The following is a 12,970-nucleotide window of genomic DNA, read 5'->3' as shown; positions in this document are numbered from 1 at the left end:
CACGAATGGGCGACAATCTAGCGTATAAGGCTGATTTCGCTAGTCGAGCCGGAAGACGTCGGCATTGTCCTGCCGTTCTCGCAAACCCTTGTAAGACGGATGGCGAAGTTTCCCATCCCACGTCCAGGCGCGGAACTCGATCTCGGCGATCAGGGTCGGTTCGACCCAGACAATATCGGAACTTCCGGAATAGGGCAGGGGCGGCTGCTTTCGCTTCCAGCGTAGCTTGTCCAGCATCTTTCGCAACCGGATGGTTTCCGTTTCCTTGAAGCCTGTGCCGACACTTCCAACGTGGACGAGATCGGCTCCGCGATAGGCAGCAAGCACCAACGAGCCAAAGCCGGCAGGGGACGCCGAAGACATCTCATAGCCGACGATGAAGAGAGCCTCGCTCTGGACGCACTTGATCTTCACCCAATCCCCGGTCCGGCCGGAGCGATAGGGCCGGTCGAGGTGCTTGCCGACGATGCCTTCCAGGCCGAGGCGGCAGACATGCTCAAGGAGGACGGCTGGTTCGGCGTCGAGTGTTTCCGATAGCCGAATGCCACCGTCTTTGCCGGTCAACAGGTCATCAAGGAGATGTCGGCGCGACCGGTATTCAACACCCCGCAGATCGTGTCCATCGAAATAGATGAGATCGAAAGCGTAGAAGATCGCATCAGAAGCTCGGTTACCCGCTTGTTTGCCAGACGCGCCGAGCGATTGCTGCAGCAGCCCAAAATCCGGCCGCCCCTCTGCGTCGAGCACAACGGCCTCGCCATCGATGATCATCGTCGCCGGCCCGAGCGCGCGGGCCGCTTCTAGGATCGCCGGAAACCGGTGCGTCCAGTCATGGCCGCCGCGGGTGAGGATCCGGATACCCTGCGGCTCGATATGAACGGCGAGGCGATAGCCATCCCATTTCACCTCCCAGCTCCACTTGTCTCCCTTTGGAGGATGGCTCTTCAATTGCGCCAGCGCGGGCTCGACGCGGTCGGGCATCGGATCGAAAAGCAGCTGCGGCTGGGCCGGATTTCGCTTCACGCGCGGCTTTGAGCGGATCGGAGCCTCGGTGTCACGAACGAGCGGTTTTGATCTCGGAGGCTTCGTCATGGCGGCAGTTCAGCAGAAGAACCTTAAAGACACTGTGACGATACGCCATTTGTCCCCGCAATCCACACCGAAGAGGCGCGGGCGCTCCGAAAAAAACTCAGCCGGCGCTACCGGCCTGATTCTCATGGATATTCTTCTAATTCCTCATGTTCAGGATAATATTCCCATCCTTCCGGTTGCTTGACTCTTCAGTTCGGTGGGAACAGAAACAGAACATCAGCATTTTGCTCGACATGATGTCGGCCGCCAACACGACCTTGAAGGGAGCCGTGAACGATGACTGCTGCCCGCGAAAGGGTGATTTCCGATTTGCGCGAGCGCATCGCCTCGCTGGAGGGCGTGTCAGCCAGAAAGGCTGGCTGTCTTTCCTTCGGCGTGCCGGAAATCGATGCGGTCCTGCCAGGCGGTGGCCTTGCCTATGGCGCCCTGCATGAGTTTGCCGGCGGCGGGCAAGGCACGGTGGATGGTGCCGCGGCAGCGCTTTGCGCAGCTGGCATCGCGGCGCGCACCAAAGGTCCTGTGGTCTGGTGCCTGACGCGGCCGGACCTGTTTTTTCCCGCACTCGCTGAGGTCGGGCTGCATGCGGACCGGGTGATCTTCGTGGAGTCCGACAAGGAAGAGGATGTGCTCGCCAATATGGAGGAGGGGCTGTCCTTCGGCGGCCTCGGCGCCGTGGTCGGTGAACTCGTCCGCCTGCCGATGGTCGGCTCGCGCCGGCTGCAGCTGGCGGCCGAGAAAACAGGGACGATGGCGCTCGCCGTCCGACGCTGGCGCAGGCAGACGGAGGCGAATGATTTTGGCCAACCGACGGCGTCGACCACGCGGTGGCGGGTCAGCGTCATGCCGTCGGAGGAGCTGCCAGTGCCGGGTGTCGGAAGGCCCCAATGGTTGCTGGAACTGATGCGCGTAAAAGCGGGTGAATGTGCTGAATTTCTCGTAAGGGCGTGCGATGACAAGGGTTGTCTCGATCTATCTCCCGGATCTGCCGACGGATCGCATTCGTCGCGCCGATCCGTCCATTCCGCCTGAACAGCCAATCGCCGTGATTGCCAGGAGCGGCTCGAAGCGCTGGGTGTCGGCCGCCGACGCGGCCGCCAGACTAGCCGGCGTTCATGTCGGCATGCCGGCGGCGAAAGCGCAGGCGTTGTTCCGCGGCCTGATGCTGGTCGATGCGGATCCTGAAACGGATGCCGCAGCACTCGAGCGGATCACGCTCTGGGCTCTGACGCTCTATTCCCCGATCGTCGCGGTCGATGGGATCGATGGCATTGTCATGGATACCGAGGGTGCCGATCACCTGCAGGGTGGCGAACTGCCGATGGTGACGAAGATCGCCAATCAGTTTCTGGCCAGAAAGCTCACGCCCCGTGTCGCTGTCGCCGACACCTGGGGAGCAGCTCATGCCTGCGCGCGCGCCATCAGTCGGGATACGGTTATCGTGCCCCTCGGTGAGACCGTGCGCGCCGTCGAGAAACTGCCGATATCGCTGTTGCGCCTTCCCGGGAAGGTCGTCAGCGACCTTCGTACGCTCGGCTTCCAGACGATCGGCGAATTGGCCCACACGCCGCGCGCGCCGCTGACGCTTCGTTTCGGCCCGGAGATCGGCCGGCGGCTCGACCAGATATTCGGCCGTATCCCGGAACCGATCGATCCGATCCGCACCGCCGAACTGATCGAGGTCAGCCGTGCTTTTGCCGAACCGATCGGTGCTGCCGAGACGATCGACAAATATGTCGGCCGGCTGGTCGTGCAACTGATCGAGGAACTGCAAAAGCGCGGCCTTGGCGTTCGCCGAGCGGATCTGATCGTCGAGAAGGTCGACGGAACGCGGCAGGCGATCCGCGCCGGCACGGTGAAGCCGGTGCGCGATGTCGCCTGGCTGACGAAGCTGTTTCGTGACCGGACGGAAAAGATCGAGCCCGGCTTTGGGATCGAAAAACTGACCTTGGTCGCCGTCATGGCGGAGCCGCTGGAGGAGCGCCAGAAATCCTCATCGCTGGTCGAGGACGAGGTCATGGACGTGACGCCGCTGATCGATATCTACGGCAACCGTGGCCAGCGTGTTTATCGGGTGGCGCCGGTTGCCTCCGACGTGCCCGAGCGCTCCGTCCAGCGGATCAGTGCCGCGGCTGGTCCGATCGAAGTCACCTGGGTCAGCCATTGGCGCCGGCCGGTCCGCCTGCTGGCGCGCCCGGAGCTGATCGAGGCCATCGCGTTGCTGCCGGACCGTCCGCCGGTCTCCATCACTTGGCGTGGCAAGCGCCGGAAGGTCAAGCGGGCCGATGGGCCCGAGCGGATTTTTGGCGAGTGGTGGCAGCGCGACGCGGAGATGGAAGCGGTGCGCGACTATTTCGTCATCGAGGACGAAGCTGGCGAGCGTCTTTGGGTTTTTCGCTCCGGTGATGGCATCGATCCTGAAACCGGTAGCCACCGCTGGTTCATGCACGGGATCTTCGCATGAGCTACGCCGAGCTGCAGGTCACCACCCATTTTTCCTTCCTGCGCGGTGCAAGCTCCGCGCAGGAACTGTTCGAGACCGCCAAGGCCCTCGGTATCGAGGCCCTCGGCGTCGTCGATCGCAATTCGCTGGCCGGGATTGTGCGGGCGCTCGAGGCGTCGCGCGCCACCGGTTTGCGCCTCGTCGTGGGTTGCCGGCTCGATCTCACTGATGGCATGTCCGTGCTGGTCTACCCGACGGATCGCCCTGCCTACTCCAGGCTCACACGGTTGATTACGCTCGGCAAGTCGCGCGGCGGCAAAAACAACTGCATCCTGCACTGGGACGACGTCATCGCATATTCCGAAGGCATGATCGGCATCCTGATGCCGGATCTGCCGGATGACACCTGTGCGCTCCAGCTGCGCAAGATGGCCGAGGTTTTCGGCGATCGCGCCTATGTGTCGCTTTGTCTGCGGCGTCGGCAGAACGACCAGATGCGGCTGCATGAAATTTCCAATCTTGCGGCACGGTTCAAGGTGAAGACTGTGGTCACAAACGACGTTCTCTTCCATGAACCAGGCCGCCGGCAGTTGCAGGACATCGTCACCTGCATTCGCACCCGCACGACGATCGACGATGTAGGCTTCGAGCGCGAGCGCCATGCCGATCGATACCTGAAGCCACCGGAAGAAATGGAGCGCCTATTTCCCCGCTACAGCGAGGCGCTCGCGCGGACAATGGAGATTGTCCGTCGGTGCAAGTTCTCGCTTGAGGAGCTCACCTATCAATATCCGGAGGAGGCGATCGTGCCAGGCAAGGACGCCCAGGCCTCGCTCGAGCACTATGTCTGGGAATGCGTGCCAAACCGCTATCCCGAAGGTCTGCCACCTGACGTTCTGAAAACAGTGCGGCACGAGCTCGATCTGATCCGCACCATGAAATACGCCCCGTATTTTCTCACCGTCTTCTCGATCGTGCGCTATGCGCGCTCCCAAGGCATAATCTGCCAGGGCAGGGGTTCTGCGGCCAATAGTGCCGTCTGCTACATTCTCGGCATCACCAGTATCGATCCCTCAACCAACGATCTTCTGTTCGAGCGCTTTGTCAGCCAGGAGCGCGACGAGCCCGGATATCGATGTCGATTTCGAACACGAGCGGCGCGAGGAGGTCATTCAATGGATCTACCAGACCTACAGCCGAGAAAAAGCAGCACTCTGTGCGACCGTCACCCGCTACCGCGCCCGCGGCGCGATCCGCGATGTCGGCAAGGCGCTCGGCTTGTCAGAGGACGTGATAAAGGCGCTGTCGTCGGGCATGTGGTCCTGGTCGGAAGAGATCTGCGACCGCAATGTCCGGGAGCTCAATCTCAATCCGGATGATCGCCGTCTGGTGCTGACCCTGAAACTGGCGCAGCAGTTGATGGGCGCGCCGCGTCACCTCGGTCAGCATCCCGGTGGTTTCGTGCTCACTCATGATCGGCTCGATGATCTGGTGCCGATCGAGCCGGCGACGATGAAGGACCGGCAGATCATCGAATGGGACAAGGACGATGTTGAAGCGCTGAAGTTCATGAAGGTCGATGTGCTGGCGCTCGGCATGCTGACGTGTATGGCGAAAGCGTTCGATCTGATCCGCGAGCATAAGGAGGATGATCTCGATCTGGCGAAAATCCCGCAGGAGGATCCAGCCACTTATGCGATGATACGCAGAGCAGACACGCTCGGCACCTTTCAGATCGAAAGCCGCGCGCAGATGGCAATGCTCCCGCGTCTAAAACCCCGTACCTTTTACGATCTCGTCGTGCAGGTCGCGATCGTCCGGCCCGGACCGATCCAAGGCGACATGGTGCATCCCTATCTGCGGAGGCGTGAGGGGAAGGAACCTGTCGAATATCCGACGCCGGAACTTGAGGCGGTGCTTGGCAAGACGCTTGGCGTGCCATTGTTCCAGGAGAGCGCTATGCGGGTGGCGATGGTCTGCGCCGGTTTTACCGGCGGCGAGGCCGACCAGCTCCGCAAATCGATGGCGACCTTCAAGTTCACCGGTGGCGTTTCGCGGTTCAAGGACAAGCTGGTGTCGGGAATGGTGAGGAATGGCTACACGCCGGAATTTGCCGAAAAAACATTCTCCCAGCTCGAAGGATTCGGCAGCTATGGATTCCCGGAATCCCATGCGGCGTCGTTCGCGCTCATCGCCTATGCCTCCAACTACGTGAAATGCCACTACCCGGACGTCTTCTGTGCGGCGTTGCTGAACTCGCAGCCGATGGGTTTTTATGCGCCGGCGCAGATCGTCGGCGACGCAAGGGCGCACGGCGTCGAGGTGCGGCCGGTCTGCATCAACCGTTCCCGGTGGGATTGCACGCTGGAGCGTATCGGCAGTTCGGGCCGGCACGCCGTCCGTCTTGGATTCCGGCAGGTGAAGGGATTGGCTGTCGCTGATGCCGCGCGGATCGTCGCGGCGCGCATGAACAGCGCCTTTGCCTCCGTTGACGATATGTGGCGCCGATCTGGCGTTCCGTCGGAGGCGCTTGTCCAGCTTGCAAAGGCCGATGCCTTCTTGCCAACGCTGAAACTTGAGCGCCGCGATGCGCTCTGGGCGATCAAGGCGCTGCGCGACGAACCGCTGCCCTTGTTTGCGGCCGCGGCCGAACGGGAAATGGCTGCGATCGCAGAGCAGCAGGAGCCGGAGGTCGCGCTTCGACAGATGACGGACGGCCATAACGTCATTGAGGACTATAGCCATACCGGCCTGACACTACGGCAGCATCCGATCGCCTTCCTGCGCAAGGATCTCGCGGCGCGCAACATCATCACATGTGCCGAGGCCATGAATTCGAGGGACGGGCGATGGGTCTATACCGCTGGCCTCGTCCTGGTGCGGCAGAAGCCGGGATCGGCCAAGGGTGTCATGTTCATCACCATCGAGGACGAGACTGGGCCCGCGAACCTCGTTGTCTGGCCGACACTCTTTGAAAAACGCCGGCGGATCGTTCTCGGATCTTCGATGATGGCGATCAATGGTCGGATTCAGAGGGAAGGGGAGGTCGTCCATCTTGTTGCCCAGCAGCTGTTCGACCTGTCTGGCGACCTGGTGGGCCTTGCAGATCGTGATCAAGAGTTCAAACTGCCGACGGGGCGGGGTGATGAGTTTGCCCATGGTGGTGGTCCAGATCCACGGGATAAGCCGAAGCCGGTGGTAACCCCGCGCGACATGTTCGTGCCTGACCTTCATATCGATACGCTGAAGGTGAAGAGCAGGAATTTTCATTGATATTCAGTTTGGAAAGCGAGTCGCTGGTTCACACCCTTTCAAGGCGCCCGAGTATGATCCGCCGGCGCCACCCGCTGCACGCGATTGCCACAAAGTCACGAAAAAAGCCGGGTCTCGTGATGTTCTCACGAGACCCGGAAGTCGGCCGGACAGCCGGCCTCTGGGAGAACATATACCTTCTAGGGGCCTACGTGAGTTTCCCTACCGTCTTCTCGAGAATTGCCCACAATTCCTCGCCATATTTTTCGCGCCAGCCGGTGTAGAAGCCGCCGTCGCGAAGTTTCTGCCTGAACGCCTCAGTGTCGGGCTGATTGAATACAAGGCCCTGTTTGGCCAGGACGTCTTTGAGGGACTCCGACAACTTGGCCATATCTTGGCGCTCATCAAGCGCGGCTAGGTTGATGTTGCGGCTCACGACCTCCTGCACATCCGCCGGCAGGCTTGCCCAGTTGCGCTTGTTGGCAACGCAGAAAAACGCGTCCCACATGTGCCGGGTTAATGCGCAGTATTTTTGGACCTCGACAATATTTGCGGTCTTGATGTTCGCCAGCGAATTTTCCTGTCCATCGACGACCTTCGTCTGAAGTGCAGAATAGAGTTCGTTGAAATTAATGGACGCCGGAGCTGCCCCAAACGTCTGGAACATGGAGGTCCACAGCGCTCCGACTGGAACGCGGATTTTCATACCGGCGAGATCTGCGGGCGAGTTGACTGGGTGCGTGCTGGTGGTGATGTGCCGGAACCCGTTGTCCCACATCTTTTCCATCGGGAGGAGATTCACCTTTTCGATGAGCTTTTGCAGAGCGGCACCGAGTTCACCATCCATCGTCTTCCAAACCGTATCATAGTCCGGGAAAATGAAGCCGAGACCGTAGATCGAGGCCGCCGGGACCATCGTGGACAGTACATTGATACCAGAGTTCAGGAACAGATCGATGCCGCCTGCTCTCACCTGCGACAGCATATCAGTGTCGCTACCAAGCTGGTTGTTCGGGTAGACCTGCAGTTCCACCCGCCCGTTTGTCTCGTGTTGGATGCGTGCTGCCGCCTCCCTTGCGCGCGTGGTGATCGGATGGGTCTCGGCCAGATTGAACGCGAACTTCAGGGAATACTCGGCTGCGGCCGCTCGCTTCATCGAAAACCCGAGCGCCGTGGCGCTGAGACCAAGCGTCGTCGTCACTGTGAATGCGCGTCTTGTCAGATTTACCATTTCGTTCTCCTCCAAATAAGCTCTGTAATTTTGGTTGGTCGAGGTCGGGCTACAGGAAGCCGATCGAGAGCCACGGAACCGCAGCAACCACAGCAAGACCAATGGCCATGGCGACGATGTAGCCGACGATCGGTTTCATGCCGGCGTCGGGGCTGACTCGGCTGATTGCACAGGCAGCGTAGTAGCCAACACCGAAGGGTGGAGCGAAGAGGCCGATACCCATCGCCAACACGACAACCATGGCGTAATGCACCTGATGGATGCCCAACTGCTGAGCAACCGGGAACAGCAACGGTGCGAACAGTACGATTGCGGGTATCCCCTCGAGCACACTGCCGAGGATGATGAATATGACGATCGAGACGATCATGAACGTTACCGCACCGCCCGGGAGCGTTGAAAGGTTTTGAGCCAGCGCTGTCGAGAAGCCTGATTGCGTCAGGCCCCAAGCCATCGCCGTGGCCGCGCCGATAATCAGAAGGATAGACCCGGACAGGCTCGCCGTCTCGACAAGCATTGGCTTGAGCCGGCGCCAGTCGAACTGACGATAGAACACCAGACCCGCGACAACCGAGTATGCAATGCCGATCGTCGAAACTTCTGTCGCCGTGGCGACACCTTCGATGACGGCTGAACGGATAACGAACGGAAGCGCAAGGGCAGGCAGTGCAGCGAGGAGCAGCTTGCCGATCTGCCGTCGACTTGCCCTCTTGACGTGACTCGGGTCATCGTTGCGGCAGCGCCAGCGCACCAAGAAGCAAAGGGTTACCGCCAGAATAAGGCCGGGGAGAAGACCGCCGGTGAACAGCGCGGCGATCGATACCCCGGTTGCGGATCCCACTGTAATCAAGACGATGCTAGGCGGGATTGTCTCAGTCTGGGCGCCCGTCGCCGAGAGAAGTGCGACAAGATCGCCTTCGTCTGCGCCGCGCTCCTTCATCTCCGGAAACAACACGGGCGCGACGGCGGCCATGTCGGCGGCCTTCGATCCGGATATCCCAGATACAAGATACATCGCAGCCACCAGCACGTAGTGAAGCCCGCCGCGCACATGGCCAAGTAGGCTGGCGAGGAACGCAACCATAGCCCGCGCCATACCCGTCATCTGGATAAGTTGGCCGAGAAACACAAACAGAGGGATCGCAAGAAGGATCAGATGGCTGACACCTTCGTCGATCCTGCCGACAATTATTAGAGGCGGCGTTCTGGTGGTCAATATAAGGTAGCCGAATGTAGCGATCGCGAATGAAAAGGCGATCGGCACGCCGCCGAAAACACACGCCGCAACGCCGCCGACGAAGAAGATGAGAAGATTGAGGTTTCCAAGACCGACGAAGACCGGCTTCAGCGCCCAAAACAGGCAGAAGACCGCTGCAACGGCAGCAATCGCACCGAGCGCTAGACGGAGATTCGAGCTCTGCAGAAGCCGCAACACCGCGAAAACAAGCATCAAAGCGAAGCTCGTCGGCAACGCCGAGGCGCGCCATGAGTTCTGAATATCCATCGCGGGCGTCCAGACGTAGGACTCTTCGGTGGCATATTCCAGAGATGCGGGCAGGATCAGCACGAGGAAGGCAAGTGCCGCCGCGACCGAAACCAGTTCAACGAAGCGGCGTGTATCGCCCTTCAATGCGGTGACCACCGCCGTCATGCGCATGTGTTCCTGCCGCTGAAAAGCGACGGCCGAACCAAGCATGGCAAGCCAGAGAAACAAGATTGACGCCAGTTCGTCCGACCAAACCAGCGGGACGTGGAATACGTAACGAGCGACGACGGCCGAAAACAGCAGAAGAATTTCGCAAAGCACCAGAAGTGCTACCGGTATCTCCAGGCATTTTACCAAGGCATGTTCAATCTTGCGTGCCATTGCTGCCAAGCTCGACGTCCTTGCAACATCTTCGATGACTCCGTGAACAGTCATAGTGGCCTCCCCATTCGGTAAGGCCTGATCGTTTGCGTGCGGGTGCAACGCAGTCGGGTATTTCTCAAAACCTGTCCTCCCACGCTCGCGCGGGCGCACTGCTCCTGCCGGAAAAGCCGGTCAAGGTTCCGGAGTGTTCTCTAAAGTGCGTTCCCACGAATTCCGCGCACTGTGCTCCTCTGCGCGTAGGTATAAGGTATGATGTCATACCCAATATGGCAAGCACTTTTTCTGCCGTTTGGTGGAGTCTTGAAGGGCAACGAGTACGGCCTCCGTCGAGGCATCGATCGGTCACTGGATTGATCGCAGAGAATTGCCCTCGACCACATCGAGGTTCCACTGCCTTGTGTGCACAAATGTTAGGAGATCTTGGAGCCGACGAGTCCTGTTTGGCGACCAGGGCAAGCCGCATCCTATCATCGCGCCGTCGCAACTCGACTCCCGAAAACGGCAACCGAACGCTTGTGCCGGCTCGATGTCCCTATTCCGTCCCTAGTCGTTCGAGAGCGGCGAACCTGGCGCGTCTTAAGTGGAGAACGTGCCTTGCCGGCTTAAAACGCCGGGCCGCCTTATTGACCTTCCGGTTAATAAAAAGGCGCCTCAAAAATTCCGGCCGCTTACCGCAGGTCAGCGGCCCTCTGAGTTTCCAGCGCCGCCAATCTCCCCTCCGTAGATTGCTGCGTCGTCGGGTTCCGGTCCTCGGCAGATGCTAGTCCCTCTGGGGGAGGGAGATCACACCGGGCATAAAATGAAAGTCCTGCTTTGCATCGGCTTGCTATGCCACGACTAGATAAAGCGTTGGCTCCTCTGCGCGGTTCGTCTTTGCCGGCCCATCGGCAATTTGGAACCTGGATAGCATCTCGAAAAGCGATGCGGTCTCCTTCGCGAGATTGTTCACGGCAGCAGTCGACTCTTCCACCATAGCTGTGTTCTGCTGTGTCGCTGATTCGATCTTACCGACTGAGAAATTGATTTCCTTGAGCCCGTCGGCTTGAACGCGAGAAACCTGAGCAATGGCGTCGACGTTCTGATTGACGCTCTGCACCTGAACAACGATTTGGCCCAAAGCGTTGCCGGCCTGTTGCACACGCTGGACCCCATCATTGATATGCAGGTTGGATATTTTGATCAGAGACTTGATTTCTTTCGCCGCCGCCGCAGACCTTTGCGCCAGGTCTCTGACCTCCTGCGCTACTACCGCGAACCCTCGGCCAGTCTCCCCGGCCCGAGCCGCCTCAATGCCTGCGTTCAAAGCCAAAAGGTTTGTCTGAGATGCGATTTCATCGATGACACCGATAATATTGCCTATTTCGACCGAAGAAGACCGAATGTTTGTCATGGCCTCAATAGTCTCGCGCATTATGGTGCCTGACCTCTCGGCATGTTCCTTGGTCTCGCCGACGAGGATCCCTGCTGCGTGAGCTTTATGGCTTGCGTCCACCACCTGCCTTGTCATGTCTGCGAGGACAGAAGCCGTTTGCTCGACGACTATAGCTTGCTGCTCCGTTCTCACCGCGAGTTCGTTCGAGGAAGCACGGATTTCTTCAGCCCCCGCAGCAATCGCCTGCGCATTGTCGTTTACTTCGGACATTGCATCGCGAAGCTGGCTAATCGCTGAATTGAAGTCCAATCTGAGCGGCTCAAGAGCTCCCGTGAAAGGCCGATCAAGCTGAATGTGAAGGTTGCCTTTCGATAACTGCCTCAGTGCATCGGCAACTTGTTCGACGGCGGAACTGGTCTGTTCGGCAGCCCGCTGGCGCTCCTCTCCTTCGTTCTCCAAACGCCGCCGCTCGGCATCCTGTCGATGATGCTCGGCGACCGCATCGCGCTCCGCTTTTTCTGAAAGATGATTCTTAAGGCCGGATATCTGCCGCGCGAGCTGACCGATTTCATCCTTCCGTCGCTCGAGTATTTGGTCAATTTCCATGTCGCCGGCGATCATTTGCAGGACTGACTGCTGTAGTTTCGCCAGAGGCACGATGATGGAGCGGATAGTGAGCGATGCCGCGGTTACTCCGAACAAGGCAGCTATGCCGAGCGCAGCTAGCGTCAGAAATTTAAATTCATCAGAAGCTGCTTTAACTTTGCCACCAACGCCTTGGTTTAGAGCTTGCTCGTAATCGATCAACTTGTTCAGAGCACCAATCCATGCCGTCAACTTGGGTCTCAGTTCATTTAAGAGCAGCGGCTTTGCCTCGTCTCTTTTTCCGTCGAGCGTCAACTTGGTGACGTCGGCAATCAAAGGCTCGGCGTCATTCTGAAAAGCCGTCAGACCCTCAGCGAGGCGACGCTCTGCGGGGGTGCTGGCGACGTCGGAATTAACGGCCTTTTGCAACTCCGCGAAGTTGGAAGCGTAGGATGCCTGTAGCTTTCTCATCATCACGATTGTCGTGGCTTGATCCGTATTCGAGTCAGTCAAAACGATGTCGCGCAATGCTACCGCTCGATCGCGGACCGAGCCCAGCATATCGATGCCATTCCGAAATTTTTGGCTATTACTGCCATTTATGAGGCTGAGCTTCCCGTTGATCTCGTCGACCTGGCTGATTGACGAAAGAGACAGAACTCCCATTGCGCACAACAGCAACCCGAATGCGATAGACAAACGTATCGCCACGCCAAATTTCCGAATCCTCCACATTATTTCCCCTCCGCCCGAGCAAACCTTTTGAACTCCGTATGAGGTATAACCTTATACGTAATACCTTAACCGAAATTGAAGGGCGCAAAGGCCAATGGAGGATACGATCGAAAGAACCCTCAGCCGGCTGGCGAGCGGATCAAGGCTCTGGCCGACTACGGCTATTGCGTAGGCCGATCAACCGGATCAAAGCTCCCATCGGAATTTTCGGCAAAGCTAAAAGTGCGTCGTCTCTGGCATTATTGATTGTCGCCGACGTCGTGGTGGCGAGAATGCCTGCCAAATCTTAGATTCAAAACGCAGTCCCCGAGCGAGCCATTACCTGAAGAAGAGATGACCGCCTCCGCTGAACCGCCTCGTGGAGATACTCAAGAGCTGCTTGATTGATCGAGT

At 59.1% G+C, this 12,970-nt stretch carries 7 protein-coding genes and 1 pseudogene; 4 read left to right on the top strand and 4 right to left on the bottom strand.

What is annotated here, in order from left to right; all coding sequences use genetic code 11:
- Window positions 1-39 precede the first annotated feature (39 nt).
- Window positions 40-1,092, bottom strand: a complete 1,053-nt coding sequence (ligD, locus tag PH547_RS22895; RefSeq protein ID WP_004129850.1) for a non-homologous end-joining DNA ligase — start codon at window positions 1,090-1,092, stop codon at window positions 40-42.
- Here ligD and PH547_RS22890 point away from each other — a divergent pair.
- The 4 genes and pseudogenes from PH547_RS22890 (at window position 1,091) to PH547_RS22875 (ending at window position 6,805) form a co-directional block, all read left to right on the top strand.
- Window positions 1,091-1,276 carry a hypothetical protein gene (locus PH547_RS22890; RefSeq protein ID WP_037155997.1) on the top strand — a complete coding sequence of 62 codons (186 nt, stop codon included), beginning with the start codon at window positions 1,091-1,093 and terminating at the stop codon, window positions 1,274-1,276. The genes ligD and PH547_RS22890 overlap by 2 nt on opposite strands.
- 92 nt (window positions 1,277-1,368) lie before the next feature.
- Window positions 1,369-2,121 carry an ImuA family protein gene (locus PH547_RS22885; RefSeq protein ID WP_004129847.1) on the top strand — a complete coding sequence of 251 codons (753 nt, stop codon included), beginning with the start codon at window positions 1,369-1,371 and terminating at the stop codon, window positions 2,119-2,121.
- On the top strand, window positions 2,042-3,553 hold the full coding sequence (locus PH547_RS22880) for a Y-family DNA polymerase (protein ID WP_037155994.1): 1,512 nt from the start codon (window positions 2,042-2,044) through the stop codon (window positions 3,551-3,553). Before PH547_RS22885 ends, PH547_RS22880 begins: the two co-directional genes overlap by 80 nt.
- Window positions 3,550-6,805: pseudogene (locus tag PH547_RS22875) on the top strand (error-prone DNA polymerase). The gene PH547_RS22880 and the pseudogene PH547_RS22875 overlap by 4 nt, the downstream one beginning before the upstream one ends.
- A 187-nt stretch (window positions 6,806-6,992) precedes the next feature.
- Here PH547_RS22875 and PH547_RS22870 read toward each other — a convergent pair.
- The 3 genes from PH547_RS22870 to PH547_RS22860 form a co-directional block, all read right to left on the bottom strand.
- Window positions 6,993-8,015: a TRAP transporter substrate-binding protein gene (locus tag PH547_RS22870; RefSeq protein WP_004129841.1), complete on the bottom strand. Its 1,023-nt coding sequence runs from the start codon at window positions 8,013-8,015 to the stop codon at window positions 6,993-6,995.
- A 49-nt stretch (window positions 8,016-8,064) separates the two neighbouring features.
- Window positions 8,065-9,936 (bottom strand): TRAP transporter large permease, encoded by a 1,872-nt coding sequence (locus PH547_RS22865; RefSeq protein WP_004129840.1) that lies wholly within the window; start codon window positions 9,934-9,936, stop codon window positions 8,065-8,067.
- A gap of 775 nt (window positions 9,937-10,711) precedes the next feature.
- Entirely contained in the window at window positions 10,712-12,553 is a 1,842-nt protein-coding gene (locus PH547_RS22860; protein WP_240535560.1) for a methyl-accepting chemotaxis protein, read from the bottom strand.
- Between the last annotated feature and the right edge of the window lie 417 nt (window positions 12,554-12,970).

Source organism: Rhizobium cerradonense, assembly GCF_030182455.1.
Classification (GTDB): Bacteria; Pseudomonadota; Alphaproteobacteria; order Rhizobiales; family Rhizobiaceae; genus Rhizobium.
This window is presented reverse-complemented; position numbering and strand designations above follow the sequence as displayed.